This is a genomic window from Acidaminococcus intestini DSM 21505, assembly GCF_000425045.1.
Classification (GTDB): Bacteria; Bacillota; Negativicutes; order Acidaminococcales; family Acidaminococcaceae; genus Acidaminococcus; species Acidaminococcus intestini.
Genome location: NZ_KE384298.1, coordinates 55,720 through 81,790, shown reverse-complemented (window position 1 = coordinate 81,790; position 26,071 = coordinate 55,720). Strand labels below are relative to the sequence as shown.

Below are 26,071 nucleotides of genomic sequence, written 5' to 3'. Positions count from 1 at the left end.
GATCACATCATGGAGGCCAGTTTTTCTTTCAGGATTTTCAAAGGAATAAGACTTAATAGAAGGGTTGCTGCCACCGTGGCAGCAAGGAGGATTCCCATGACCGGTGAAAAGGAAAAAAGTGGCAGCGAAAGGGCCGTCGTTGACGCAAGGGCGTGGGCTAAGAGAGTATAGGCCCCGATTCCTAAAAGGGTGCCTGCAGCGGTGCCGCAAAGGACGAGAAAGGCGTTTTGCCAAAGGAAAATGTGGGAAATGTCTTTTCCCGTAGCCCCGAGGGCCCGCATGATGGCATATTCCCGAAGTCTCGAAAGGCTTGAAAGATAGCTTGTCATAACGACGATAAGGGTGGAAAGAACTATGAGGAAAAGTCCCACTTTCTGCCACATTCTTTCGCCGCAGCCCATGAGATTAAAGAGCTGGACGATGCTCTGGGACGGGAAAACGAGCATGGCGTCTTTGCGGTGCTGATATTTTGCGGCAAGCTGGTAGGCTTCGCTGTAGCCTACAGGTTCGACGAGGATGGCGCTTACTTCCTTATGGTCATTGTGCGTCTTATTATCCGCCTTCTTGGCCTCTAGCCTCTTATTCTTCTTGTGCTCATGGGCGTCCCAAATGGACTCGATGGAAGTCAGGATGGCCTGGTTATAGGGCCCTTTGACGTCGGTTAAGATGCCAACGACGGTGTAGGGATGCTCCTTGTGGGCGCGGCCTTTTTGGACGAGACCGTGGAGGGAAGAAAAGGTGGATCCAACGGTTAGATGAAGGCGCCGCGCGACGTCCGCACCAATGACGGCTTCATAGGGCGCGGAAAAGGGACGGCCTTGCTGAAGGATCAGCCACTTGTCCTTATTTTTCCCCGTCGTCATGGCAAAGATGCCGCCCGTCGTCCCGACAACGCGATAACCTCCGTAGGAATCACCAAAGGCCAAGGGCAGGGCGAAACTGACGAGATTTTTCTGGCCTGAGAGAGCATCCACTTCTTCATAGGGAAGGTTGGGGAGGGGCCGGTCCTGTAAAAAGACGGACGTCAGAACGAGCTGATACTGGCTTCCTGGTGAGCTTACAAGCAGGCTAAACGGTTCCGTCGCCTTTGTGAGTCCTTCATGGATCCCTTCGTGGAGGGCCGATAAAAAGAGGCTGATGCCAAGGGAAAGGCCCATGATGAGTATCATGAGAAGGGTTGTCATGGGCCGGTGGATGAGCTGCCGCAACGCAGCTTTTCTAAGCATGGGCGCCTCCTTTATGAAGGGGCAGGATGTGGCTGAAGGAACGAATCACCATAGGGTCATGGCTTGCTACAAAAATTAGGGCGTTGTGCGCTTTTACATAGTCAAGGAGCAGATGAATGACGATGCGGCTATTATCCTCATCCAGGTTGGCTGTCGGTTCATCGGCAAGGAGGATTGGCGGCTCCTTGATGAGAGCCCGGGCAAGGGCGGTTCGCTGTTCTTCCCCCTGGCTCAGTTCATTGGGGTAATGGGAAAGAAGGTGCATGAGGCCCATCTTTTCTGCAAGAGCTGACAGTCTAGCTTCGGCCTCCTTTTTCGGTACACCGCCAAAATGGGCGCCAAGGAGGATGTTATCCCGGGCTGAAAGAAAGGGCAGGAGGTTAAACTTTTGATAGAGGCAGCCAATGGTGCGGCCCCGAAACACATCAAGGTCTGCGTCCGACATATCAAGGGTAAGGGAACGGCCCTTATAGGAAATATCCCCTTCTGTAGGGCGCAGGAGACCTGAAAGGCAATGGAGAAAGGTCGATTTTCCACTGCCGCTTGGTCCTGTGATGCACCACGCTTCGCCGTCATAGGCTTCTAGATGGGGCACGGAAAGGGCTGTCAGGAATCTTCTTCCGTCAGGATAGCGATGGACCAAATGGGTAACTTTGAGCATATGGACCTCCTATTCCACGGTGGCATCAAGAAGGCGAACCTGGCTCACAAAGCCCGTATCCCCATCCATATAGCTGCCAAGATCCAGGGTCCCCGTTACGGTCACTTCCTGGTCGTAAGGTAGGGCGTCCACACTGCCGTTGACGTAGACGACAACCATGTTATAGGGCCAGTCTGCATCGGTGGAACAGAAGGGACAAACAGCCATGGGCGTTTCCGTAAGGACAAAGAAATTGATGGAGGGCTTTAAGGGGGGCGCCATGAACCCCGTCATGGTCACTTCCGAACCATTCAGGGAATTCAGGGTATCCGAAAAGACGAGCCCTTCCGAACTTGCTCCGCTGTACATATCAGAAAAATCCAAGGAGGCCGCATTGGCCTCCAAGGCGATACTCATTGTGATGGATAGGAAGAGGGAAGCAAGAAACTTTCTGAAGACCTTTTCCAATCTCACTTGCTGTCACCGCTTTCTGATGTAAAGGAAACTTCCGGCGTGCCTTTATGGGCGTCGACACCGAGGGCGCGAAGGATCCCAAAGAAGACTTCCGTGTTGTCCATGACGCCGTGGAAGTATTCAGAACCAGGGCCTTGGGCCATGAGTACTACATCGTCGGCAGAATGGCATTCGCTCGTTTCTCCGGTTGTCGTCGGCAGGTCGCCTTGGACAAGACGGGCTCCTTTGGGTGCGCGTTTCGGGTTGGCAATGACGTTTCCTTTGGCATCGGTCGTTGCCGGAACAGTCGGTTCAGGCTGGAAACGATAATTTTCGTAATGGTCCGGGGCATTGGCGTACTGCACGGCCAGGGTGACATCCGGATCAGGGTTATCGGGATACCCGTCGTGGTTTTCATCAACGAAGGTCGGCCACTTGGCATCGCCGTAGACGCGAACCGCTTCGCGGCCGGTCTTGCCATTTTCTTCCTTATAGGTGCCGCTGATGCTGATGCCGTGGGCATGGTCCGCAACGACAATGATAAGTGTATCATCATTGTGCTTTTTGGCGTAGTCCTGCGCCCATTCGATGGTTTGATCAAATTCGATGGTGTCATAGGTGGAACGCTGCCAGTCCATGGTATGGAGCTGCTTATCAATGCTGCCGCCTTCACTCATGAGAAAGAAGCCATTCGGATTTTTTTCAAGTACGGATACGGCTTTTTTTGTCATATCAAGGAGGCCAGGCTGGTCAGTAAACCCTTTCAGGACCTTGCTGTTTTTGGGCAGGAATTCACGGTCCATGTAAACGTTCATGTGGTTCATGGTGAAAAGCCCCAGAATGGGCTGATCGCCGTTGAGAGCATTTAATTCCGTCTTGGTGCCGGCAAATTGATAACCTTTATCCTTGAATTCCTGGATCAGGTTACGGTCATCCTTGCGTTTGGAACCGGGCGTCTGCAGCGGAAGGAAGAACTGTGCCCCACCGCCCATGACCACTTTTGGCGGATTCCTGCGACTGAGGAAATCGGCAGCAATGTAGTTTTGTTCCCCACGTCGACGCGTATGGGCCGTGACGGCCGCTGGTGTAGCATCCGTAACAGCCGCGGTCGTAACCATGCCGTAGCTCATCTTCTTACTGCGGGAGAGGATTTCCGCTGCCGTTTCCACCTTTGGGTCATCGAGGGGATCTTTGGTCCTATTTTCGTAGACACCCATGGCATTGACGACGGATTTATTGCCCGTCATATAGGCGGACATGGAGTTTGCCGAGTCCGTTACAATAGAGTCATAGCCGCTTGTTGTGACAAGGGCAAGGCTTGGCATCTTTTCCATGGAAAGGACGTCATTGAATTTTCCGTTTGAAAGGCCTTTTGAAAGGATGCGGCCCAGTTCCTTTGCCTGCATGCTCATGCCGTCACCAATGAAGAGGATGACATTCTTGGCGCGCCGCCTTGCTTTTTCCTGGACCACCGTATAGGCGGCTTTTGCCTGGAGCCTTCCAGAAAGGCCGCTGGCGGAAGCCGTTACCCTTTTTTCACCGATTTTGTCAAAGGTGACATTGTTGATGCGGTAGGAAATGTGGGTGCCGTAGTCTGTGATGATGGCCTTTTTCCCAAAGACTTTTTCTGCCCCTTCTCCGTTGATGCCGACGTTGAAGTTTGTGCTGTTTTTGGGAAATTCCACCTCAAAGTCAAACCGCTGACCGGCCCAGAATTTGGCACGGTTGATTGGCAGGATGGTAATGGCACCGTTATCTGCCGTCTCCTGCATCCGGTTATGGAATTCAGCCACCTGCGAGATGGAGGATGCTGCCGCAAAAGCCACGGCATCATGGGTCGAGGTGATGCCCATGGAAAGGGCCCCTAACATCGACAGTTGGATAAATAGGCGAAGCTTACGTTTTGTGTTCATAAACAAACCTCCTCTATGATTTTGCTTCAAAGAAAAAGATTCTTTATATGGAAGGAGTGTAGCATAGGAAACTGGAGGTTTCTGCAAAAGCTTGGTAAAATTACCGTAAATTGCCGCGGCCAAACAACGGCAGCTATTCTTTTTTCTTTCATCTTATTTTCATTTTCTATTTGCTAGAATGGAATCGATTTCATGCTGAGGAGGTCTTTTCATGTTTATACGGATAAAAAAAGGCGGCATAAAAGAAGCCGTAATCGGCCGCAGGCTGGGGCAAGGCTTATTGTGCCTGATCCTGGTGGGCCTTATGGGAAGCGGAGAAGCGGCGCCCACCGTCAACGAGGTGACCGGTGTGGCCCGCGTCTTTGGCGATGGGGAAAAAATTTCGGAAGTCATTTTGACTTACAGTGAGCCCCTTCTGGCAAGTTCCGTTTCTCCCAAAGATTATGTCCTTTCAAAGGGTACCCTTGAAAGCGTCCAGGTAACTCGCTCTTTGCCCGCCCTTAAGGCGGCTGAGGAAGGCCGCTATGTCATCTTGAAGGTAAAGACAGAAAATACGGTGCCTGAAACACTGCCCGCACCGCCCCAAAAGGAAACAAAGGAAAAAATGAGGCAGGAACCCAAGCTTGATGGTCATTCTGATCGCAAAGCCCCGGATCTTGGCATTGCAGTCAAACAAGTGGGGGAAGTAACTGGCGCGGGAGGGGATAAAAGCCCTGGCTCCACCCGATTCATAGCGTCGACTCGAACGCTTGAACCCGATCTTTCCCGCTTTACGCAGAAAGTCTTTACAGACCCAGAAACGGGCATTTCCCTGCCGTATAATCTATATCTGCCCAAGGAAATCAAGCAGGGAGAGAAACTGCCCCTGGTCTACTTTGGCGTTGATATGAGCGGCAATAATGATGATCTTACGACGCCGCTTTATCAAGGCAACGGGGCCACAGTCTGGACCGATCCTGCTTTTCAGGCAAAGCACCCTTCGATTGTTGTTGCCCCGCAGTATACGTCTGAGCTTGTGACGAAACTGGGTATGCTGACCGCCGATGATCATCATTGGACAAAGGGTCTCACCTTGCTCAAGCATTTCCTTGATTATGCGGTCAAGACCTACCCTGTCGATCCAAACAGGATCTATGGGACAGGACAGTCCCAGGGCGGTATGGCCAATATTGCCATCAGTGACCGCTACCCCGATTTTTTTGCGGCCCAGTATCTTGTGGCCTGCCAATGGGATCCCAAGGAAATGCAGGTCCTCAAGGATAAGCCCCTTTGGATCACCGTCTGTGAAGGGGATAATAAAGCCTACCCCACAATGAATGAAACGACCGCACTCTGGGAAAAAGCAGGCGTAAAGGTGGCGCGGAATGAGACGCTTTGGGACAGCACCCTTCCTGTAGGGACCCTCAATGACAAAATAGAGCAATTGTTACGGCCTAACACCCATATCTACTATACAGTATTTAAGGGCGGGAACCATATGTATACGTGGAGCTTTGCCTATTCCTTTGATGCCATTAAGGAGTGGCTCTTTGCGCAGGCAAAGGGAAAGTAAGGTGCTTTGTGTCTTAGGGACGGGGAATCTGTGCACAGAGATAAAACTACCCTTGACAAAACAATATGAATCCGGTATGATTTTAAGGAATTATTCATCAAGAGTAACGGAGGGAATGGCCCCATGATGTTACGGCAACCACACGAAAGTGAACGGTGCTAAGTCCAACAGGATTTTCCTGGCAGATGAAGACGAATATGAATCGACCCATTCCTCTTCATAATGATGAAGAGGAATTTTTTATTCATAAGGAGGGAGTCGCTGTGATTGAACTGAAACATATCGGCAAGGTTTACCATGCAAAGGGCGGGGACCTGGAAGCCTTAAAGGATATCAACCTATCCATTGAGGAAGGAGAAATCTATGGAATCATCGGATTATCCGGCGCCGGTAAAAGTACCTTGGTTCGCTGCATCAATATGCTGGAGCAGCCAACGAGTGGCGAAGTGATCGTTGACGGCAGGGACATGACTAAACTGTCCAAAATGGAACTGCGCAAGGCCCGTCAGGAAATCGGCATGATCTTCCAGCATTTTAACCTTTTAAGCAGCCGGACGGTCTATGACAATATTGCCTTTCCTTTGGAAATCCAGGGGAAAAGCAGGGATGAAATTAGAAAGAAAGTGGAACCTCTCTTGGATCTCGTCGGTCTTACGGACCGCCGCGACCATTATCCTTCCCAGCTGTCGGGCGGCCAGAAACAGCGCGTCGGTATTGCCCGCGCCCTTGCTTCCGATCCTAAGGTGCTTCTTTGTGACGAAGCTACAAGCGCCCTTGATCCCCAGACGACGGAATCTATTCTGGAACTCTTGCGGGACATCAATAAACGGCTTCATATCACGATTGTCATGATCACCCACCAGATGAACGTCGTCAAAGAAATCTGTGATCATGTAGCGGTCATTGAAGGCGGCCGTATCATTGAAGAGGGTCCCCTCTATGAAGTCTTCACGAATCCGAAGAATCCGACGACCAAGGAATTTGTTGCAAGTACCCGGACGGATATTGTCCCGGAACTGGTAAAGAAGCTCGACCTCCATAAGGAGTATACCAGCGGTGACAAGGCCCTTGTGCGCTTGCATTTCCTTGGTGACAGTGCCGGGGAACCGGTCATTACGGTCCTCATCAAAAAGTACGATATCGATGTCAATATCCTTTCCGGCAACGTGGAAACGCTCCAGGATACGCCTTATGGAACGCTCCTGATTGGCATGGACGGAGATGAGGCCCATTTGAAGGAAGCCCTGTCATACCTTGAGGGGCAAAAGTTGCAGATTGAGGTGATTGGATATGTCAAGTAGTATGATTCAGATGCTGATCAAATCTTTGGGAGAGACTTGTTATATGGTCTTTCTTTCGGCGGCCCTTGCTACCCTTTGCGGGATGCCTTTGGGCGTCATCCTTACCGTCACACGGGAAGGTCATATCCTGGAAAACAAGGGCATCAACCGCGTCTTAGGGGCTGTTGTGAATGCCACCCGTTCGACGCCCTTTATCATCCTCATGGTGGCCATCATTCCCCTTACGCGGATCATTGTGGGATCTTCCATCGGGACGACGGCTGCCATTGTGCCGCTCACCATTTCGGCAACGCCTTTTATTGCGCGCATCATTGAATCGTCCCTCCTTGAAGTCGATCCAGGTGTCATTGAGGCCGCCGAATCCATGGGAGCCAGTCCCATCCAGATCATTTGGAAGGTGCTCCTTCCAGAATCCATGCATGCCATCGTCCTTGGCGTGACCCTTGCCATCATCAGTCTCATCGGCAGTTCTGCCATGGCCGGTGCCTTGGGCGGCGGTGGACTAGGTGACCTTGCTATCCGTTACGGATATCAGCGTTTCCAGGCAGATACCATGGCGGCAACGGTCGTCATCCTCATTGCCCTGGTTCAGCTCGTCCAGTCCGTCGGGAACTATATCAGCGCCAAACTGAACAAAACAAAGATGCAGTAATGTACGCTGCAACAATCTGGCTGTGAAGTCATGGAAAACATGGCTTTGCAGCTTTTTTTCTCCTCGAACTGTCAGAAAGGACACGAGAACCCTGTATCACATTTTACACTGATAGCGGGCGTCTGGAGGCAGAAGGGTAAAAACAAAAAAATGACTTGCCATGACTTCATTAACGTGTTAATGTATTAGCGTACTAAATTTACGCAGTCTTTTTCTTTTATATTTTTCGTAGTTTTGAAAGGAGTCTCGATTATGCAGGCAGGTCTCAACAAAAGGGAACTTCATCGACTGGCACACGCTTTTATACTTTTGAAGAATGACCGGATGTGTCTCGATTTTTTGGAGGATATCTGCACGCCTAATGAATTGAAGGCCTTGAGTCAGCGCCTGGAAGTGGCGGTGCGTCTTCATCGCGGCGAAAACTATGCCAAAATCGTCAACGATACGGGCGCCAGCAGTACGACGGTTTCCCGTGTCAACCGCTGTTTAAATTATGGAGCCGGGGGATATCGAAAAGTGATTCCCATGCTCCTTGAAGAAGGAGAATAGATTAGCATGACCACTGGCTTTTTGCAGATTCCCTATGGAACGAAAGATATCCTGCCTGGCGAGGCCCGAGTGAAGCGTGAAATGGAAAACCGCCTCGCCCGGAATTTTCTTTCCTGGGGGTATGATGAGGCGATGACGCCGACTTTTGAATACGCTGATACCTTTGCCCTGAGTGGGGCCGATCTTCCCGATGAAAGCATGAAATTTCTGGGGCGGGACAATCGGACTTTTATGCTCCGCAGTGAAATGACGACGCCGCTGGCGCGGATGGTTGTTACAAGGATGCGGCAGGACGAAGGCATCAAGCGTCTTTTTTATATTGCCAATGTTTTCCGTCACGAAGAGACACAAGCCGGGCGGCAATGCGAGTTCCGTCAGGCTGGGGTTGAATTTTTTGGCGAAAAAGGACCCGAAGCGGACGCGGAGGTCTTGGCCCTTGCCGTGGAAAGCCTTAAGGCAGCGGGACTTGCGCATTTTACCATCAGTATAGGGCACAGCGGTTTTTTGGCAGGCTTGATTGAAGACGCGGAACTTTCTGATGCCCAAGTGGAACGCCTCAAAAAGATGATCCTGACCCATAATGCAGTGGCCCTTGAAAAGGCCGCTTCCGTCATTTCCTACGAACCTGTCCGGGAGCTGGTCAAAGGACTCCTTTACCAACAGGGCGGTCCGGACCTGCTTCAAGCCTTGAAAACAAAGGTCACTCATCCCAGAAGCCTTGAAGCTCTGGATAATCTGCTTGCCATTTATCATCTGTGTGAAGCCTACGGTGTTACAGATAAGATTGTCTTTGATCTAAGTCTTATCCGCAACTTTGACTATTATACAGGCATGGTCTTTGAAGCGTACGGTCCCCAGATCGGCTTCAATATCTGCGGCGGCGGACGCTACGATTCGATGATGGAAAGATTTGGCAAAGCCATGCCGGCAACCGGTTTTGCCCTTGGTGTAGACCGCATCATCCTCGCCCTGCGCCGCGAAGGCGCCCTGCAGGGGAAGGAAGCTTGGGACGATTATGTCGCTTTTAGTGCCAAGGGAGAAACCAAGGCCATTATAAAGGCCATGACCCTGCGCTGCAAGGGACGGAAAGTCAAGGTGGCAACCCGTCCTATGGATAAAGGCGAAGCGGCGGCATGCTGTAAGCAGCAGAAAGCCTTGAATCTCGTCTACGTCAAATAAGAAAGAAGGACCTTTTTATGGAATACCTAACCATTGCCCTTCCTAAGGGAAAACTCTTTGATCGGTCCGTCAAGGTCCTTGCCAAAGTCGGTTGCGATGCTGACAACGTCGTCGAGGATTCACGGAAACTTGTCATTACCAATGAAAAAACAAAAGTCCGCTTCATCATTGTCAAGACCATGGACCTTCCGGTCTATGTCGAATATGGTGCAGCTGACATCGGCATCATCGGAAAGGATGTCCTCAAGGAAGAAGAACGGGACGTCTATGAACTGCTTGATATGGGCTACGGCAAATGCCATCTCATGATGGCCGTGCCGGAAGAAAAGGTTCTGCCCCGTATGATGGATTATACCCATATGCGAGTCGCGACAAAATACCCTCACAGTGCTGTCGAGTTCTTTGACCGGCAGGGGATGCAGATGGAGATTATCAAGCTCAATGGTTCCATTGAACTGGCCCCGATTGTGGGTCTTAGTGAACTCATTGTCGATATTGTGGAAACGGGGACAACCATCCGGGAAAATCACCTCAAGGAAGTCGCCACGGTTTATGAAAGTTCGGCGCGTCTCATTGCCAATAAGGTCAGTTTCAAACTTCAGCACGAACGCATCAAGAAACTCGTTGAAGATTTGAAGGCCGTGCTGAAGGAGGAAGAAGCATGAAGATATTTGATGAAAGAAAGAGCAGTGCAGAAGAAATCAGTAGGCTCCTGAAAAAGAAAGCTTTTGATGAAGTGGAACTGTCCCCCCGCGTGGCGGCTGGGACGGAAAAGATGTTTGGTCAAAAGCTGACGGCCGCCCAGGTCGTGGACCGCATTGTCGGTGAGATTCGCAAGGGTGGGGACGAGCGCCTCTTTTACTATACAAAGCTCCTTGACGGCGGCGACTTTACTAAAGACACCATCGCTGTGACGGAAAAAGAGTTTGAAGAAGCAGAAAAGGCTGTCGATACAAAGACCATGGAAGCAATCAGCCGGGCTATCAGCAATGTACGAAAGTTTCATGAGGAACAGCTTCCCAAGACGTGGCTGACGCCCCGCGCCTATGGATCCTTCCTGGGCCAAAAGATGACTCCTGTTGATTCGGTAGGCATCTATGTGCCGGGCGGTACGGCGGCGTACCCGTCCAGCGTCATTATGAATGCCGTGCCTGCCATGGTGGCCGGTGTGCCCCGCATCGTGATGGCAGCGCCTGCCAGCCGTGACGGCCGGATGAATCCCTATGTCCTTGCTACGGCCCGGAAAATCGGAATCACGGAAATCTATAAGATGGGCGGCGCACAGGCCGTGGCTGCCCTTGCTTTTGGGACAGAGACCATTCCCAAGGTCGAAAAAATAACGGGCCCGGGAAATATCTTTGTAACCCTTGCCAAAAAGGCTGTTTATGGTCACGTCGATATCGATATGCTGGCAGGCCCCAGTGAAATCCTGATTGTCGCGGATCAAACCGGCAATCCGAAGTATCTGGCGGCCGATCTGTTGAGCCAGGCCGAGCATGATCCCTTGGCCTGTGCCATCCTCATCACTTGCGATGAGCCCCTTGCTAGGGCCGTAGCAAGGGAAGTGGATGAGCAGCTTGAAGCCCTGCCGCGCAAGGAAATCGCGGAAACGAGCCTTGCCCAGACGGGCAAGATCATCCTGGCTAAGGACATGGATACAGTCGTTCAGATGGCAAATCTTTCGGCACCGGAACACATGGAAATCATGACAGAGAACGCTTTCTCCCTTGTGCCTCGTATCCGCAATGCCGGCGCCATCTTCCTTGGAGCCTATTCACCGGAACCGCTGGGAGACTACTATGCCGGTCCTAATCACATCCTGCCGACAGGCGGGACGGCACGATTTTATTCTGTTCTCAATGTGGAAACGTTCATGAAGAAAACGAGCCTCATTTCCTATACGCGGGAGGCCCTCAAAGAGGCTGCGGATGATATCATTGCCATGGCAGAAGCAGAGGGCCTCAAAGCCCATGCCAATGCCATCCGCGTCCGCAAAGGGGAACTATAAGAAGGGAGGCAGCCGATGAGCCAAATTAGGGGCCGTGAGTGCCTGAGCCGCATCGAGGATTATGTTGTGGAAACGGTCCCCGATGCCGATATTATCGTAAATGCCAACGAAACCAATGAACCGATGGGAAAGATAATGGAGAAAAAGCTGGTGAACGCTGTCCTTAAGGAAGCGTTGAACCGCTACCCCTCCATGCACGGGGAAGACCTGTGTGCTTTTCTTGGAAAGAAATATGGTCTTGATCCTTACCTGTTCTGCCTGGGAAATGGTTCCAGTGAACTGTTGGAAAAAGTCTGTTTTGCTTTTGGCGGCAAGGGCCGTAAGATTGCCTATCCCGCTCCGTCCTTTTCCATGTACGAAACGTATATCACCCTATCTGACAGCACGCCCGTACCGTATCGTTTGGATGAGGAGTTTAAGGTAGATGCCGATGCGGTCATCAAGTTTTGCAAAAAGGAAAAACCTGACGTTCTCATCGTCAATAACCCCAATAATCCGACGGGAACCTATAATGCGCGGCAAATGATGGAAAAAATCATCCGCAGCGTCGATGCCCTTGTCGTCATGGATGAAGCCTACATTGAATTTTCCAATGGGGGAGCGGATGCTGAGGAAAATTCGACCCTCCCCCTTGTGGCTGATACCGATCATCTCCTCGTCCTGCGTACCCTGTCCAAGGCCTATGGCCTGGCAGGCCTGCGCATCGGCTTTGGCGCCGGGAGCAGGGCCGTTATGAAAATCCTTCACAAGGTACTCCTGCCCTATCACGTCAATCGGCTGACCCTTGCCATCGCCCTTGCGTTCCTAAAGTCCAAAAACTACCTCAAAAAGCGGGTGGCCGCTGTCGTCAAGGCCCGTGAGGCCCTTGCATCAGACCTTGGGACCTTGGGCTTTACGGTCCTGCCGTCAGGGACGAACTTCCTTCTTGTCATGCCCAAGGAAGAGACCCTCACTGTCCTTTTTGCAAAAAGCAAAAGCCGGGCCAAAGGTAGGGAGAACATGGCAAAAGCCGCCGGAAAGACCCTTTTTGAGGGGCTCCTCGCCCGGAAGATCTTGGTTCGAAATTATTCCCAGCATCCACTGCTGCCTGGGGCCCTGCGGATTTCGACGGGGACCTTGGAAGAAAATGCCCGCATCATTGAAGCGGTAAAGGAAATTCTGGAGGGATGATCATGAGAGACAGTACTGTCCATCGCCGGACGAAGGAAACTGACGTGACAGTGACCTTGGAACTTGACGGCACGGGGGAAGCTGATATCGATACAGGTGTGGGTTTCTTGAACCATATGCTGACCCTTTTTGCCGTTCACGGTCATTTTGACCTGACCGTACGGGCGACCGGGGACCTTGATGTAGACTGTCACCATACGGTGGAAGATGTGGCCCTGACGTTGGGCGAGGCCCTGCGCAAAGCCTTGGGTGACAAGGTGGGAATCCATCGCTACGGAAGCATGCTCCTTCCCATGGATGAGGCCCTAGCCGAAGTGATCCTTGATATCAGCGGACGCTCCTATCTTGTGTGGCATGCCGATATACCCCGTGTCAGCCTTGGTCTTTTTGATACGGAAATGGGGGAAGATTTTTTTCGCGCCCTTTCTGTCCAAAGCGGGATGACCCTGCATATCAATGTCCCTTACGGCCGCAATACCCATCATATGCTTGAAGCCATCTTCAAAGGTTTTGGCCGTGCCCTTTCCGAAGCTGTTGCCATCGATCCGCGGGTCCATGGCATCATGAGCAGCAAGGGCGCCCTGTAAGACGCGGCTGAATCTAGCCGTGGGAAAGGATTCCCATGAACAATCATTCCATTGCAATCATCGACTATGGTCGGGGCAACCTGCACAGCGTCTATTACGGACTGAAAAAGATTGGCGCTGACCCCATCATCACCAATGACGAAAAAACCATTCTTGAAGCACCGCGGGTCATCCTGCCAGGCGTCGGCGCCTTTGGGGACTGCATGGACCATCTTGCCGCGTCAGGCCTTGAAGATGCCATTTTTCGCATCGTTGAAAAGGGGACCCCTTTTCTTGGCATCTGCGTGGGACTCCAGCTCCTTTTTGAAGGCAGCGAGGAGACACCCGGTGTCAAAGGTCTTGGCATCTTTAAGGGGCGGGTGCGCCTCATCCGCACGCCCTATAAGATTCCTCATATGGGGTGGAACGAGCTTACTATAACCCGGCCGTCACCTTTGCTAAAGGATGCCAAAGGAAAAATGGTCTATTTTGTCCATAGCTTTGCCGCGGACCCTTGTGACCGAAATATCATCACGGCAACCACCGATTATGGTACAGAACTTGTCGCTGCCGTAGGCCGCGGCAACGTCCAGGGCTTCCAGTTCCATCCGGAAAAGTCCTCTGCTGCCGGTCTTGCCATGCTGAAAGCCTTTAAGGAGTGGAAGCCATGAACCTTTATCCAGCCATTGATCTGCGAGGCGGAATGTGTGTACGCCTTGAAAAAGGAAATTTTTCAAAAGAAACGGTCTACAGCAAGGACCCTGGAGCCATGGCGCGTCGCTTTGCGGAAGCGGGGGCCCGTACCATCCATGTGGTGGACCTTGACGGTGCCCTTGCCGGAAAAAGTGAGAACCTTTCCGCCATTAAGGCCATCCTGAGGGAGGGGGGTATCTCCATCGAAGTGGGCGGCGGCATCCGAACCTATGAACAGATTGAAGGGCTGCTTTCTTTAGGGGTCAGTCAGGTCATCCTGGGCTCTGCCGCCATCTATGATCCCCAGCTTGTGGAAAGGGCCAACCGGGATTTTCCCCACAAAATCGTGGTCGGCATCGATGCCAAAAATGGCTATGCAGCCGCTGATGGATGGGAAAAAGACAGCAATCTCACGGCCGAGGCACTTGCTCGGCGTGTCGCCGCGGCGGGGACGGAGAGAATCATCTTTACGGACATCAGCCGTGATGGGATGATGAATGGCAGCAATATCGAAGCCACAGCCGCTCTTTATCAAGCCTGCGGGGTTCCTATCACGGCCTCAGGCGGCGTCTCTTCGCTTGAAGACATCAGAAGGCTCAAAGCCCGTGAAACAGATGGCATCGAAGGCTGCATCATTGGAAAAGCGCTTTACGCCGGTGCTTTTTCCCTTTCTGATGCCCTCAAGATTGCCGGGGAGGTGTGACCATGCTGGCAAAAAGAATCATTCCTTGTCTTGATGTCAAGGCAGGCCGCGTTGTCAAGGGAACGAATTTCGTCTTCCTCCGCGACGCCGGTGATCCCGTGGAGCTTGCAGCCCAATATGAACGGGAGCAGGCCGATGAACTGACTTTCCTTGATATCACTGCCTCCGTGGAAGGCCGCAAAGCCATGCTGGACGTCATTGAACGGACGGCCAGGGAAGTCTTTATGCCTCTTACAGTGGGCGGCGGTATTTCCACCATGGAAGATATCCGGGCCGTCCTCATGGCCGGCGCTGATAAGACGAGCCTCAATACGGCCGCGGTCATGACGCCGGAACTCATCCAAAAAGGGGCCGAAGCTTATGGAGCCCAGTGTATGGTCCTTGCTGTTGATGCAAAGAAAAAGACATCCAGCGGCTGGGAGGTCTATATCCATGGCGGCCGGACGGCAACGGGATTGGACGTCCTTGAATGGGTCCGCAAAGCCGTGACCTTGGGGGCCGGCGAGATCCTTCTTACGAGTATGGATGCCGATGGGACCCAAGATGGGTTTGACCTTGACCTGACGCGGGCGGTTGCCGAAGAGGTCCCGGTTCCTGTCATCGCCTCCGGCGGCGCGGGCAAACTGGAGGATTTTTACCGTGTCCTGACTGAAGGCAAGGCGGACGCGGCCCTTGCCGCGTCGGTCTTCCATTATGGAACCTTCCGTATCAAGGAAGTGAAGGATTATCTTTCAAGACGCGGCGTCGTCGTGCGGCGCTGAAAAGGGGGCCTTTCCTCATAACAGGGGAAGGGCCCTTCCTGCGTCTTCTGCAAAAGCCCCGCGTCAGGGCCTAGGAAACGTGATACAATAGGAACAAGAGGTGTTTCTTATGAAAATCGATATCAGTCATTTGAAATTTGATGAAAGAGGGCTCATCCCGGCCATCGTCCAGGACGTGACGACGGACAAGGTCCTTATGCTCGCTTATATGAACGGACAATCCCTTGCGCGGACCGTAGAAACTGGCTACACCTGGTTCTGGTCACGGAGCCGGCAGGAACTGTGGAACAAGGGGGCCACAAGCGGCAACCTGCAGAAAGTGAAATCCATCGTTTATGATTGTGACGGTGATACGCTTCTTGTGAGGGTCGTCCAAAAAGGGGTTGCCTGCCATGAGGGCAACTACTCCTGCTTCAGCTATCCGCTGTGGAACGCGGGCTCTGGTGAGAACTTGCCTGTCACGTACAGCGACCTTCCCACAGTTGTGGATGAACTCTACCGTAAACTCACCAATGAAATGAGAAACCGCAAGGATGGTTCGTATGCGGGCTATCTTTTTGAGTCCGGGGAAGACCGGATCCTGACCAAACTGATGGCGCACGCGACGGCTTCCCTCCTTGCTTCAAAGAATGGAAATCCCGACGGTCTTGTTTACGAGATGGGCGATTTATGGTATCATTGCTTGGTACTGCTTGCTTACCATGGCATTACGCCCGCCCAGATGCTTCAAAAGATGGGCGAGCTGGCAAAGAACAAACAACACGAGTGATCGTATCATTTGGAGGCTGATCTGATGGCTAGACTTTTTGGAACCGATGGTGTCCGCGGTATTGCGAACGCTCATCTGAATGCGGAACTTGCTTATAAACTGGGACGGGCAGCGGCCCAATATTTTGGCCGTGAAGTGAAAAGCCCGAAAATCATCATTGGCCGGGATACGCGGCTTTCGGGGACCATGCTTGAATCCGCTCTCGCGGCAGGTATCTGCAGTGCGGGCGGCAATGCCCATCTTCTGGGCGTCATCCCTACACCGGCTGTTTCCTATTTGACGGAAAAACTGGGCGCCAGCGCTGGTGTTGTCATTTCTGCCTCCCACAATCCCTTTGAAGATAATGGCATCAAGTTTTTTGCTAAGACCGGTTTCAAGCTTCCCGATGCCGTGGAAGACGAAATTGAAGCCATTGTGAACCAGCCCATTGACTACACAAAGACCCTGACAGGATCTTCTGTCGGCCGCGTCATCCAGGAACCGGATATGGCCATGGAATATATCCAGCACATTGTGGCCTGTGCCGATACAAAACTGAATGGACTCAAGGTGGTCATGGACTGTGCCAACGGGGCCAACAGTCAAGTGGCCCCTGCCATCCTGCGCCTTTTGGGAGCCCAGGTGATTCCCATCTATGACCAGCCCAATGGCATCAACATTAATAATGGCTGCGGGTCCACCCATTTGGAAGCCCTTCAGAAGAAGGTTGTCGAAGTGGGAGCGGACTGTGGCATTGCCAATGACGGTGATGCAGACCGTTGCCTGGCTGTCGACGAACGGGGCGAAGTCCTTGATGGGGACCAGATCATGCTCATCTGTGCCCTTGATCTGATGAAGCGGGGAAAACTCAAGGATCAGGTTCTTGTCACAACGGTCATGAGCAATGTAGGCCTTAACAAGGCCATGAAGGAACATGGCGGGAGTACCGTGAAGACCGGTGTAGGCGATCGTTACGTCCTTGAAGAGATGCTTGCCCATGATTATAAGCTCGGAGGGGAACAGTCCGGCCATATTATTTTTGGTGACCTTGCTAAGACCGGCGATGGCATGATGACCGCTGTTAAACTTCTTGGCTGCGTTGTGCGCCAAAACCAGAGCCTTTCTGAATTGGGTGCCCTCATGGTCAAATATCCGCAGACCCTTCTTAATGTCCGTGTTGCCAATAAAACGGGCTGGGAAAAGAATCAAGCCATAAAGGACGTGGTCAAAAAATTTACGGATGAACTGGGTGAAGACGGGCAAGTCCTTGTCCGCGCATCTGGTACGGAACCGCTGATCCGGATTATGGCCCAAGGGGAAACGCAGACCGAAACAGACCGAATCACGGAGTCAATTGCCGAAGTGGTTCGCCGCGAATTGGCTTAATAAAAAACGAGGACCCTGGAAAAATCGTACTTTTCCAAGGTCCTTTTTATCTTTTTCGAGAATCTCCCGCTTTTATATGCGGGGGAGGTTCACAAGCCCGCTTCTTCAAGGAAACGGAAGATTTGACGGAAATAGACATCTCCCAAGGTATCATTTTCTGCATGCCGCCCACCTTTGATGAGCAGTTCCTCCTTTATTGGGGACGGGCTCTGTGCGGCAAGGTCATTCATCATGTGGGGCGGAATGAGTTCATCCCGTGAACCATGGATGAAGAGAATCGGAAGGGTGCTTTTTTTGACCTCCTTGATGGGGGAAACGTCCCGCAAAAAGACGCCTGTACGGATTTTCATCAGGAGATTCGCTCCCTCAATGATAGCGCTGGGGTAGGGGATATCGAGGTCTTCCATGCGTTCTTCAAGGAGACGGGATAGGTCACTGTAGCCGCTGTCTTCAATGACGGCCTTGACATTTTTAGGAAGGGGCTCTCCCAGGGCCATCATGACATCACTTGCACCCATGGATTCGCCGTGCAGGACAATGCGTGCCTTAGGGTCCACGGCTGTGATTTCCCGGGCCCATTGGGCCACGTCCTTGCCTTCAAGGACGCCCATGGTGAGGTAGGTTCCCTCACTTTTTCCCGATGCCCGCATATTGGGTGTCACGACATGATAGCCCCTTTTTAGATAATAGGGAGCGACGCCCCACATAAAGCGTTCATTGCAGCCGTAGCCGTGAACGAGGATGACCCAGCGGTGGCTTTCTCCTTCCGGCAGGAAATGGGATCCTACAAGCTGCAGCCCGTCAAAGGATTGGAGTGTCCAGATTTCAGTTGGGGCCAGGGGGGCATTGGGCTGGTTCTGGGGATCTTTGTTGGGGTAGGGGTAGATTTCCTCAAAGGCCTGGGGCGGCCCCCAAGGGTCCTTGGAATTGCCCCGACGCAGGGCATAGTCCACATATCCCATCCCTTCACGGTATAAAAAGCCGCCTCCTATGCCCATCATCAGCACGATAAGGACAAGGAGGAGGTCGATGATTTTTTTCAAGATGATGCGTCTCCTTCTATTTTTTTCGCATCCCATTGTAGCGCGATTTTATTCAAGACGGTAGTGGGAACAGGGGATTGTCACAAAAAATCCGGATTTTTATTGTGCCATCTTGTAAAAAGTGACAAAATAGCCGCTGTTCATTTTCTTGTGACAGGCATGTTATCAAGAAAAATTTTCCAAATTCCCTTGACAAGGGATTTTGTCGTGGTATAATGAGCACAAATTCAAAATTGCCATCGGTCATGCGAAGGACACGTCATCAGGGCCACTGTACAGAGAGGTCGGAAGCTGAGAACGACCCAGACGAATGATGATTCACCACCTTCAAACCATCGGCTGAACCCAAAAGTAAGCCTGATCGTATTACCTGCGTTAAAGGTACCGAGTGGGTCCCCATATCGGGGATCAATCAGGGTGGAACCGCGAGCATGTGCCCGTCCCTATGTTAGGGACGGGCCTTTTTTATATCCCCTGGCAATCAAAAGGAGGAGTTTTTATTATGGCAAAGATCAATGTCAGTCTGCCGGACGGCAGCAAAAGAGAATTTGAAGCAGGCATCAGCCTGCTGGATATTGCCAAGAGCCTCAACCAGAAACTGGGCAAAACGGCGCTTTTGGCAAAGGTCGACGGTGTGAACAAGGACCTTGCTGATTCCTTGGACCGGGATGCTGCTGTTGAATTCATTACGCCTGACAGTCCGGAAGGCCTCCATGCTATCCGTCATACGGCTTCCCATGTCATGGCCCAAGCCATCCAGCACCTTTTCCCGGGAACCAAGTTTGCCATTGGTCCAGCTATTGAAAAAGGATTCTATTATGATCTTGACAGTGAGCACGTTTTTACGCCCGATGACCTGAAAGCCATCGAAAAGGAAATGGCGAAGATTGTCAAGCAAAACCTGCCCGTTGTCCGTCATGAAATTCCCAGAGCCGAAGCCCTTGCTAAATTCAAGGCAGAAAATGAACCGTACAAGGTTGAACTCATCGAAGACCTGCCGGAAGATGCTGTCATCAGTACCTATTCCCAGGGCGACTTCACGGATCTGTGTGCGGGGCCTCACTGCCCTTCCACGGGCCGGGTCAAGGCTTTCAAACTGATGAGCATTGCCGGTGCCTATTGGCGCGGCGATGAAAAAAACAAGATGCTCCAGCGCATCTATGGCACGGCTTTTGCCAGCAAGGAAGACCTGGAAGCCTATCTCCATATGCTGGAAGAAGCAGAAAAGCGTGACCACCGGAAACTGGGCAAACAGCTTGGTCTCTTCATGCTGAGCGACTACGGCCCTGGCTTTCCTTTCTTCCTGCCAAACGGCATGATCCTTCGCAACGAACTCATCAATTACTGGCGTGAAGTTCATCGCAAGTATAACTATTATGAAGTTTCCACGCCGATGATCATGAACCGCCAGCTTTGGGAAACGAGCGGTCACTGGGATCACTATAAGGAAAATATGTACTTCACGAAGATTGACGGCGAAGATTATGCCATCAAACCGATGAACTGCCCCGGTGGCATGCTGGTCTATGACAGTGAGCCCCATTCCTACCGTGACCTGCCGCTGCGTGTCGGTGAACTGGGTCTTGTTCACCGTCATGAACTGTCCGGTGCCCTTCATGGTCTGTTCCGTGTCCGCTGCTTTACCCAGGATGATGCCCACATCTTCATGATGCCTAACCAGATTGAAGACGTCATCCAAGAAACGATCCGTCTTTTCGATGAGGTCTATGCAACTTTCGGTCTGACGTACCATGCAGAACTATCCACGCGTCCGGATAACTCCATGGGCGATGACGCTACGTGGGAAATGACGACGAACGCCCTGCGCAAAGCTATGGATGACTTTGGCCTGAAATATGTCGTCAACGAAGGGGACGGCGCTTTCTATGGTCCGAAGATCGACTTCCATTTGAAGGACTCCATTGGCCGTACGTGGCAGTGCGGTACGATCCAGCTTGATATGTTGCTTCCGGAAAAATTCAACCTCACCTATACGGGAGAAGATGGACAGAAACATCGTCCTGTCATGATTCACCGTGTTGTTTATGGATCCATTGAACGCTTTATTGGGATCCTCATTGAAAACTATGCCGGCGCCTTCCCAGCTTGGCTGGCTCCGGAACAGGTCCGCGTCATGCCGATTACGGACAAGTTCAATGAATACGCAAAATCTGTCGTGGACAAGATGGAAGCCCTTGGCATCCGTGCCCACCTCGACGACCGCAATGAAAAGATTGGCTACAAGATCCGCGAAGGTCAGGTCAAGAAAGTTCCCTATATGCTCGTTGTCGGTGAAAAGGAAGCTACGAATGGTACGGTGTCCGTCCGCAGCCGCAGCGAAGGCGAGATGGGAGCGATGGCTGTTGATGAATTCATTGCCAAACTCCAGAAGGAAATCAAGGAGAAAAAATAAGTTGACAGACTGCTCTATCTGTAGTAGAATATCCGAGTAACCAAGTAGAGGCCACCTGCTTCTCACCTTGCAGCCTAAGCTCGACAGGGTCTATGATATGTTCGTTTGACGGGTGGACTTTGGTTCGCCCGTTTTTCTTTTACTTTGAGGTAAGTGCCGGGATTGTACTTATCCATATTCTGTGGAGGTGATCGTCATAGCAAAAGATGAATTGAGGATCAATGAAGAGATCCGCGCTAGGGAAGTCCGCGTTAATACTGTCGATGGGGAGCAGTTGGGCATCATGCCACTTGCCCGTGCCCTCGAGCTTGCTGCCCAGCATCATTTGGATCTGGTTGAAATTGCTCCGAAGGCTAAGCCGCCGGTCTGCCGAATCATGGATTATGGCAAGTACCAGTATGAACAGCAGAAACGGGAAAAAGAAGCCCGCAAGCGTCAAAAGACCGTTGACGTAAAGGAAGTCAAACTGCGTATCCGCATTGAAGAACACGACTTTGATGTCAAGACCAAAAATGCCATTCGTTTCCTTGAAGGCGGAGATAAGGTCAAGGCCACCATTATGTTCCGCGGCCGTGAACTGACCCACCCTGAACTGGGAGAGGAATTGCTCAATAAAATGGCTGTAAAACTGCAGGACATTGCAGTCATCGAAAGAAAACCGAAACTGGAAGGACGCAACATGGTCATGATTGTTGCTCCCAAAAGTTCCAAATAATAAGGAGGATATCCATTATGCCTAAGATGAAAACCCGCAGATCTGCGGCTAAACGTTTCAAAGCTACTGCTACCGGTGAATTCAAGCGTGCCAAGGCTTTTAGAAGCCATATCCTGGAACACAAGTCTCCGACCCGTAAGAGAAACCTGCGTAAAGCTGCCTTGGTCCATAAGACTGACCATGAACGCGTAGCTAAGATGCTGCCTTACGCATAAGACTGGTATTGAGAACGAAGGAGGATATGGAAAATGGCAAGAATTAAAGTTGGTGTAACTGCCCATAGACGTCATAAACACATTCTGAAGCTCGCTAAGGGCTACAGAGGTTCCAAGAGCAAGCTCTTCAAAAAAGCCAATGAAACCGTCATGAAGGCGCTGTACTACGCTCGCCGTGACAGAAGAGCCAAGAAACGCGAATTCCGTCAGCTCTGGATTGCCCGTATCAATGCTGCAACCCGTGCTAATGGCCTGAGCTACAGCCGTTTCATCTGCGGCCTGACGAAAGCTGGTATCGAACTCGACCGTAAGGTCCTGGCTGATCTGGCTGTCAACGACGCTGCTGCTTTTGCAAAACTCGTTGAAACCGCCAAAGCGGCTCTCTAATAAATAAGATAACAGCCTGTGAAGAAATTACTTCACAGGCTGTTTTTTGTGCGCCCACCATGGTTATATACCCATGGTGGGCTATGACAAGCAAGTTTGTGAAACCGAGGAAACCGCTGCGCTTCGAACGGTACGCACGGTCGTGTGAGAGGTCAGGATTGCTATTTAGAAATCACTGCTACTCGCTCCTTACCTGATTTCAAGCAGGCAGTCGCCGCTCATAATGGCTTGTCCTTTGGTTACGTAGATGGTGCCAACGGCGCCAGCGATGGGAGCCGTAATGGTCGTCTCCATCTTCATGGCTTCCGTGACCACAAGGGGCTGGCCTTTTTTTACGCTTTCTCCGCTCTTTACAAGGACAGTTACGACCGAACCCGAAAGGGTTGCTGCTACGTCACCGGGGTTATTGGGATCTGCTTTCTTGCTGACGATGGTCTTTTGGTCGACATTCTTGTCGATCACGTCGATTTCCCGTTCCGCACCGTTGAACATGAAAGTAACGGTCCGCATGCCCCGATCATCGGGATCGCTTACGTTGATGAGTTTGATGACGGGCTCCACGCCTTCATCCAAAGTGACCGTGATTTCTTCGTTTTTTGTCATGCCAAAGAAGAAGGTCGGTGTATCAAGGACGCTGACATCCCCATATTTCTTGATGAATTCCTCATAGTCCTTGAATACCTTGGGATACTGGCAGTAGGCGTTCACATCTTCATCGGTGTGGTTGTATTGAGCATTTTCGAGCTTTGTCCGGACGGCTTCAAAATCAATGGGGTCAAGGAGGGCACCAGGACGCTTATCAAGGGGCTTCCTGCCTTTGAGGATGATCTTCTGCAGCTTTTCCGGGAATCCCTCGTAGGGCACGCCTAAGCGGCCTTCAAAAAAATCCACGACGGACTGCGGATAATCAAGGCTGTCACCCCGTTCGTAGATGTCCTTTTCTGTCAGGTCATTTTGGACCATGAAGAGGGTCATGTCACCGACGACTTTCGAGGAAGGCGTAACCTTCACAATATCACCGAACATGAGGTTCACGTCATGGTACATCTTCTTAATCTCGTTCCAGCGGTCACCGAGGCCCACGGCCTTAGCCTGCTGCTTGAGATTTGAGAACTGGCCGCCTGGCATTTCGCAGTCATAGACTTCTGTGTTGGGGAAGGGGTCGCCTTTATCGACACCCTTGTAGTAGGGCCGAACCGAGGCCCAGTAGCGGCTCATTTCCTCTGCCGCTTGGATATTCAGTTGAGGTTGGTTCTTTTTGCCGCTCATGGCGTAGTAGAAGCTGTTCATGCTGGGCTGGCTCGTTCCGCCGGCAAGCGCGGAAAATGCGGCATCCACAATATCGACACCGGCATCGGCAGCGCGGCATAAGGTCGTCACAGCGTTTCCGGACCCATCGTGGGTATGTAGGTGAATCGGTACGGATACCGCCTCTTTCAGGGCGGAAACCAAGGCATAGGCTGCTTCCGGCTTCAAGAGTCCTGCCATATCCTTGATGGCAATGATGTGTGCGCCGGCGTCTTCAAGGGCCTTAGCCATGGAAACATAGTAGTCCAGGTTATACTTGGAGCGACTGGGATCCAAGATGTCTCCGGTAAAGCACAGGGCGACTTCGGCCACTTTGCCCATTTCACGAACGGCCTCGATGGTTCCTTTCATATTGTCCAGACTGTTCAAGCTGTCAAAGATACGGAAGACGTCGATGCCGTTTTTGGCTGCTAGTTCAACAAAATTTTTTACGACATTATCGGGGTAGCTCGTGTACCCTACGGCATTTGCCCCGCGAATCAGCATCTGGAGAAGGACGTTGGGCGCCTTTTTCCGCATGGCCCGCAGGCGTTTCCACGGATCTTCCTTGAGGAACCGGTAGGCCACATCAAAGGTAGCGCCGCCCCAGCATTCATAACTGAAGAATTGGGGCATTTTCTTTGCCGACGTTTCCAGGACGCGAAGCATATCCTGGGAGCGGACACGGGTCGCAAGGAGTGATTGGTGGGCATCCCGCATCGTCGTATCGGTAATGAGTACCTGGTTTTGCTCCAGGACCCACTTTGCAAGGCCCTCGGCCCCACGGCTGTCAAAGATGGCCTTCGTTCCTTGGGGATAATCGCCCGTTGCCGGTTCCGGCAGTTCCAAGGGAGTAAAATCGGGATGGACTTCCGGCCCCTTTCCGGAATAGCCATTGATCGTGACTTCGCCAATATATTTGAGGAGCTTCGTACCCCTATTATGGACCACGGGCAGGTCAAAGAGCTCAGGGTGGTCATCGATAAAATTGACATCGTAGTCGCCGCGTACAAAGGAGGCTTCGCGCAGGACGTTGGTCAAAAAGCCAATGTTTGTCTTGACGCCGAGAATACGGAATTCATCGAGTTCGCGGAGCATCTTCTGTACGGCTTGGGCGTGGGTGAGACCGTATGTCGTTGCTTTCACGAGCAGGGAATCGTAGTAAGGCGTAATAATGGACCCGGTAAAGGCGTTGCCGCTGTCAAGGCGGACCCCAAACCCGCCGCCGCTGCGGTAGGCAATGATCTTGCCTGAGTCAGGCATGAAACCATTTAGAGGGTCTTCTGTCGTCACGCGGCACTGGATGGCGTTGCCGTGGCACATGATGGCCTCTTGGGACGGAATGCCAATTTCGTCGCTCGTGAGGGCATAGCCTTCTGCCACCTTGATTTGGGTCTGGACAATGTCGATGCCCGTAATCATTTCCGTTACTGTATGTTCGACCTGGATGCGGGGATTCACTTCAATGAAGTAGAAGTCACCGTCCGGCGTCACAAGAAATTCGACGGTACCGGCGTTGACGTAGTTCACGTTCTTCATGAGCGCTACGGCCGCGTTGCAGATTTCTTGGCGGAGCTTCCGAGGAAGAGCAAAGGCCGGCGCGATTTCGACGACTTTCTGATGGCGGCGCTGGATGGAGCAGTCCCGCTCATAAAGGTGGAAGACATTCCCGTGTTCATCGCCCATGATTTGGACTTCGACGTGCTTTGGATTGCGGATGTATTTTTCAAGATAGATCTCGTCATTGCCAAAGGCGAGTTTAGCTTCGGATTTTGCTCGTTCATAGGCGTCTTTCAGGTCACTCATGCAATGGGCCATGCGCATGCCGCGTCCGCCGCCGCCATTGACGGCTTTCAGCATAATGGGAAAGCCCACATCCTTGGCAAACTTTTCCACTTCAGCAAAGTTCATGACTGGTCCGTCACTGCCGGGAATAAACCGGATACCGGCCTTTTTGGCCTGTGCGCGGGCGTTGACTTTGTCACCGAACATGGTGAGGTGGTCGATATGGGGGCCAATGAACGTGATGCCTTCTTCGGCGCAGCGCCTAGCAAGGTCTGCGTTTTCCGAAAGAAAGCCATAGCCGGGATGGATGGCGTCGACATGGTGCTCATGGGCCACCCGGATGATCTCTTCTATATCAAGGTAGGCATCGACTGGCTTTTTCCCTTTCCCGATCAAATAAGACTCATCGGCGCGGAAGCGATGGAGGGATAGGGAATCTTCTTTACTGTAGACCGCAATTGTTCGGATTCCCATTTCGTGACAGGCACGAAAAACACGAATTGCAATTTCGCCGCGATTGGCGACCAGGACGGACGTAATTTTTTTCATAGAAGAACCTCCCCTTGGATTCGCGGTCAAAGGACTATGCCTAGGAACCGGGTAATAAGAAAAAGGTAATAGTCAATATAGAAATTTTCTTACTGTAGTTGCTATTATAACAAATGAATTTTATTATGCAACTAAAATCGTTCGATTTATTAAGAAAAATGGGTGCTCGCTTTGCAA

At 51.8% G+C, this 26,071-nt stretch carries 24 protein-coding genes, 1 riboswitch and 1 other annotated feature; of the genes, 18 read left to right on the top strand and 6 right to left on the bottom strand.

Translation table 11 applies throughout. The features are described from left to right. Positions 1-2 precede the first annotated feature (2 nt). The 4 genes from H503_RS0111270 to H503_RS0111255 are packed head-to-tail and all read right to left on the bottom strand — an operon-like array spanning position 3 to position 4,232. Positions 3-1,226: an ABC transporter permease gene (locus H503_RS0111270; RefSeq protein WP_009014789.1), complete on the bottom strand. Its 1,224-nt coding sequence runs from the start codon at positions 1,224-1,226 to the stop codon at positions 3-5. After that, a complete protein-coding gene (locus tag H503_RS0111265; protein ID WP_009014788.1) occupies positions 1,219-1,887 on the bottom strand; it encodes an ABC transporter ATP-binding protein in 669 nt (222 codons plus the stop codon). Before H503_RS0111265 ends, H503_RS0111270 begins: the two co-directional genes overlap by 8 nt. 9 nt (positions 1,888-1,896) lie before the next feature. Continuing rightward, positions 1,897-2,340, bottom strand: coding sequence for a hypothetical protein (locus tag H503_RS0111260; RefSeq protein ID WP_009014787.1), 444 nt, complete (start codon positions 2,338-2,340; stop codon positions 1,897-1,899). After that, positions 2,337-4,232, bottom strand: coding sequence for an alkaline phosphatase (locus tag H503_RS0111255; RefSeq protein WP_016459596.1), 1,896 nt, complete (start codon positions 4,230-4,232; stop codon positions 2,337-2,339). Before H503_RS0111255 ends, H503_RS0111260 begins: the two co-directional genes overlap by 4 nt. Positions 4,233-4,443: 211 nt before the next feature. Here H503_RS0111255 and H503_RS0111250 point away from each other — a divergent pair, with 211 nt between their 5' ends. The 14 genes from H503_RS0111250 (at position 4,444) to glmM (ending at position 17,500) form a co-directional block, all read left to right on the top strand. Next, positions 4,444-5,784 (top strand): hypothetical protein, encoded by a 1,341-nt coding sequence (locus H503_RS0111250; protein WP_009014785.1) that lies wholly within the window; start codon positions 4,444-4,446, stop codon positions 5,782-5,784. A gap of 91 nt (positions 5,785-5,875) precedes the next feature. Further along, a riboswitch (SAM riboswitch) is annotated at positions 5,876-5,976 on the top strand. Between the two features lie 71 nt (positions 5,977-6,047). Beyond that, positions 6,048-7,085, top strand: coding sequence for a methionine ABC transporter ATP-binding protein (locus H503_RS0111245; RefSeq protein ID WP_026385749.1), 1,038 nt, complete (start codon positions 6,048-6,050; stop codon positions 7,083-7,085). Further along, positions 7,075-7,737: a methionine ABC transporter permease gene (locus H503_RS0111240; protein WP_009014783.1), complete on the top strand. Its 663-nt coding sequence runs from the start codon at positions 7,075-7,077 to the stop codon at positions 7,735-7,737. The genes H503_RS0111245 and H503_RS0111240 overlap by 11 nt, the downstream gene beginning before the upstream one ends. A gap of 252 nt (positions 7,738-7,989) precedes the next feature. Next, entirely contained in the window at positions 7,990-8,286 is a 297-nt protein-coding gene (locus H503_RS0111235; protein WP_009014782.1) for a YerC/YecD family TrpR-related protein, read from the top strand. 6 nt (positions 8,287-8,292) lie between these two features. Further along, a complete protein-coding gene (gene hisZ / locus H503_RS0111230; RefSeq protein WP_026385748.1) occupies positions 8,293-9,465 on the top strand; it encodes an ATP phosphoribosyltransferase regulatory subunit in 1,173 nt (390 codons plus the stop codon). A 17-nt stretch (positions 9,466-9,482) separates the two neighbouring features. Beyond that, positions 9,483-10,130: an ATP phosphoribosyltransferase gene (gene hisG, locus H503_RS0111225; protein ID WP_009014780.1), complete on the top strand. Its 648-nt coding sequence runs from the start codon at positions 9,483-9,485 to the stop codon at positions 10,128-10,130. Further along, the gene (gene hisD / locus H503_RS0111220) at positions 10,127-11,473 is read left to right on the top strand and encodes a histidinol dehydrogenase (protein ID WP_009014779.1); all 1,347 of its coding nucleotides are present in this window, start codon (positions 10,127-10,129) and stop codon (positions 11,471-11,473) included. Before hisG ends, hisD begins: the two co-directional genes overlap by 4 nt. A 15-nt stretch (positions 11,474-11,488) precedes the next feature. Next, a complete protein-coding gene (locus tag H503_RS0111215) occupies positions 11,489-12,643 on the top strand; it encodes a pyridoxal phosphate-dependent aminotransferase (protein ID WP_026385747.1) in 1,155 nt (384 codons plus the stop codon). Positions 12,644-12,645: 2 nt separating this feature from the next. Beyond that, positions 12,646-13,230 (top strand): imidazoleglycerol-phosphate dehydratase HisB, encoded by a 585-nt coding sequence (gene hisB / locus H503_RS0111210; protein ID WP_016459591.1) that lies wholly within the window; start codon positions 12,646-12,648, stop codon positions 13,228-13,230. Positions 13,231-13,265: 35 nt separating this feature from the next. After that, positions 13,266-13,880, top strand: a complete 615-nt coding sequence (gene hisH / locus H503_RS0111205) for an imidazole glycerol phosphate synthase subunit HisH (RefSeq protein WP_009014776.1) — start codon at positions 13,266-13,268, stop codon at positions 13,878-13,880. Further along, positions 13,877-14,605 carry a 1-(5-phosphoribosyl)-5-[(5-phosphoribosylamino)methylideneamino]imidazole-4-carboxamide isomerase gene (gene hisA, locus H503_RS0111200; RefSeq protein ID WP_016459590.1) on the top strand — a complete coding sequence of 243 codons (729 nt, stop codon included), beginning with the start codon at positions 13,877-13,879 and terminating at the stop codon, positions 14,603-14,605. Before hisH ends, hisA begins: the two co-directional genes overlap by 4 nt. A 2-nt stretch (positions 14,606-14,607) precedes the next feature. Continuing rightward, positions 14,608-15,366: an imidazole glycerol phosphate synthase subunit HisF gene (gene hisF / locus H503_RS0111195; protein ID WP_009014774.1), complete on the top strand. Its 759-nt coding sequence runs from the start codon at positions 14,608-14,610 to the stop codon at positions 15,364-15,366. Between the two features lie 109 nt (positions 15,367-15,475). Then, positions 15,476-16,135: a bifunctional phosphoribosyl-AMP cyclohydrolase/phosphoribosyl-ATP diphosphatase HisIE gene (gene hisIE / locus H503_RS0111190; RefSeq protein WP_016459589.1), complete on the top strand. Its 660-nt coding sequence runs from the start codon at positions 15,476-15,478 to the stop codon at positions 16,133-16,135. A gap of 24 nt (positions 16,136-16,159) precedes the next feature. Beyond that, positions 16,160-17,500, top strand: a complete 1,341-nt coding sequence (gene glmM / locus H503_RS0111185; protein WP_014128348.1) for a phosphoglucosamine mutase — start codon at positions 16,160-16,162, stop codon at positions 17,498-17,500. A gap of 89 nt (positions 17,501-17,589) precedes the next feature. Here glmM and H503_RS0111180 read toward each other — a convergent pair whose 3' ends face one another. Then, on the bottom strand, positions 17,590-18,543 hold the full coding sequence (locus tag H503_RS0111180; protein ID WP_009014771.1) for an alpha/beta hydrolase: 954 nt from the start codon (positions 18,541-18,543) through the stop codon (positions 17,590-17,592). Positions 18,544-18,779: 236 nt separating this feature from the next. Further along, positions 18,780-18,991: a binding site (T-box leader), on the top strand. Between the two features lie 54 nt (positions 18,992-19,045). On the opposite strand from H503_RS0111180, the gene thrS reads away from it, so the two are divergent. From thrS to rplT, 4 genes are all read left to right on the top strand, one after another. Then, the gene (thrS, locus tag H503_RS0111175; RefSeq protein ID WP_009014770.1) at positions 19,046-20,956 is read left to right on the top strand and encodes a threonine--tRNA ligase; all 1,911 of its coding nucleotides are present in this window, start codon (positions 19,046-19,048) and stop codon (positions 20,954-20,956) included. Between the two features lie 211 nt (positions 20,957-21,167). After that, complete coding sequence (gene infC / locus H503_RS0111170) at positions 21,168-21,671, top strand: translation initiation factor IF-3 (RefSeq protein WP_226828431.1); 504 nt, start codon at positions 21,168-21,170, stop codon at positions 21,669-21,671. A 17-nt stretch (positions 21,672-21,688) separates the two neighbouring features. Further along, complete coding sequence (gene rpmI, locus H503_RS0111165) at positions 21,689-21,886, top strand: 50S ribosomal protein L35 (RefSeq protein ID WP_009014768.1); 198 nt, start codon at positions 21,689-21,691, stop codon at positions 21,884-21,886. A 33-nt stretch (positions 21,887-21,919) separates the two neighbouring features. After that, a complete protein-coding gene (gene rplT / locus H503_RS0111160; protein ID WP_009014767.1) occupies positions 21,920-22,273 on the top strand; it encodes a 50S ribosomal protein L20 in 354 nt (117 codons plus the stop codon). Positions 22,274-22,462: 189 nt separating this feature from the next. Here rplT and H503_RS0111155 read toward each other — a convergent pair whose 3' ends face one another. Next, positions 22,463-25,894: a pyruvate carboxylase gene (locus tag H503_RS0111155; protein ID WP_026385746.1), complete on the bottom strand. Its 3,432-nt coding sequence runs from the start codon at positions 25,892-25,894 to the stop codon at positions 22,463-22,465. Positions 25,895-26,071: the final 177 nt, after the last annotated feature.

Excerpts from the sequence above, each read along its gene's own strand:
- hisZ (WP_026385748.1), top strand. The coding sequence starts at position 8,293 with ATGACCACTGGCTTTTTGCAGATTCCCTATGGAACGAAAGATATCCTG.
- glmM (WP_014128348.1), top strand. The coding sequence starts at position 16,160 with ATGGCTAGACTTTTTGGAACCGATGGTGTCCGCGGTATTGCGAACGCT.
- H503_RS0111235 (WP_009014782.1), top strand. The coding sequence starts at position 7,990 with ATGCAGGCAGGTCTCAACAAAAGGGAACTTCATCGACTGGCACACGCT.
- H503_RS0111215 (WP_026385747.1), top strand. The coding sequence starts at position 11,489 with ATGAGCCAAATTAGGGGCCGTGAGTGCCTGAGCCGCATCGAGGATTAT.
- H503_RS0111250 (WP_009014785.1), top strand. The coding sequence starts at position 4,444 with ATGTTTATACGGATAAAAAAAGGCGGCATAAAAGAAGCCGTAATCGGC.
- hisD (WP_009014779.1), top strand. The coding sequence starts at position 10,127 with ATGAAGATATTTGATGAAAGAAAGAGCAGTGCAGAAGAAATCAGTAGG.
- hisF (WP_009014774.1), top strand. The coding sequence starts at position 14,608 with ATGCTGGCAAAAAGAATCATTCCTTGTCTTGATGTCAAGGCAGGCCGC.
- thrS (WP_009014770.1), top strand. The coding sequence starts at position 19,046 with ATGGCAAAGATCAATGTCAGTCTGCCGGACGGCAGCAAAAGAGAATTT.
- H503_RS0111265 (WP_009014788.1), bottom strand. The coding sequence starts at position 1,887 with ATGCTCAAAGTTACCCATTTGGTCCATCGCTATCCTGACGGAAGAAGA.
- rpmI (WP_009014768.1), top strand. The coding sequence starts at position 21,689 with ATGCCTAAGATGAAAACCCGCAGATCTGCGGCTAAACGTTTCAAAGCT.
- hisA (WP_016459590.1), top strand. The coding sequence starts at position 13,877 with ATGAACCTTTATCCAGCCATTGATCTGCGAGGCGGAATGTGTGTACGC.
- H503_RS0111240 (WP_009014783.1), top strand. The coding sequence starts at position 7,075 with ATGTCAAGTAGTATGATTCAGATGCTGATCAAATCTTTGGGAGAGACT.
- H503_RS0111255 (WP_016459596.1), bottom strand. The coding sequence starts at position 4,232 with ATGAACACAAAACGTAAGCTTCGCCTATTTATCCAACTGTCGATGTTA.
- hisH (WP_009014776.1), top strand. The coding sequence starts at position 13,266 with ATGAACAATCATTCCATTGCAATCATCGACTATGGTCGGGGCAACCTG.
- H503_RS0111155 (WP_026385746.1), bottom strand. The coding sequence starts at position 25,894 with ATGAAAAAAATTACGTCCGTCCTGGTCGCCAATCGCGGCGAAATTGCA.
- hisG (WP_009014780.1), top strand. The coding sequence starts at position 9,483 with ATGGAATACCTAACCATTGCCCTTCCTAAGGGAAAACTCTTTGATCGG.
- H503_RS0111270 (WP_009014789.1), bottom strand. The coding sequence starts at position 1,226 with ATGCTTAGAAAAGCTGCGTTGCGGCAGCTCATCCACCGGCCCATGACA.
- hisIE (WP_016459589.1), top strand. The coding sequence starts at position 15,476 with ATGAAAATCGATATCAGTCATTTGAAATTTGATGAAAGAGGGCTCATC.
- hisB (WP_016459591.1), top strand. The coding sequence starts at position 12,646 with ATGAGAGACAGTACTGTCCATCGCCGGACGAAGGAAACTGACGTGACA.
- rplT (WP_009014767.1), top strand. The coding sequence starts at position 21,920 with ATGGCAAGAATTAAAGTTGGTGTAACTGCCCATAGACGTCATAAACAC.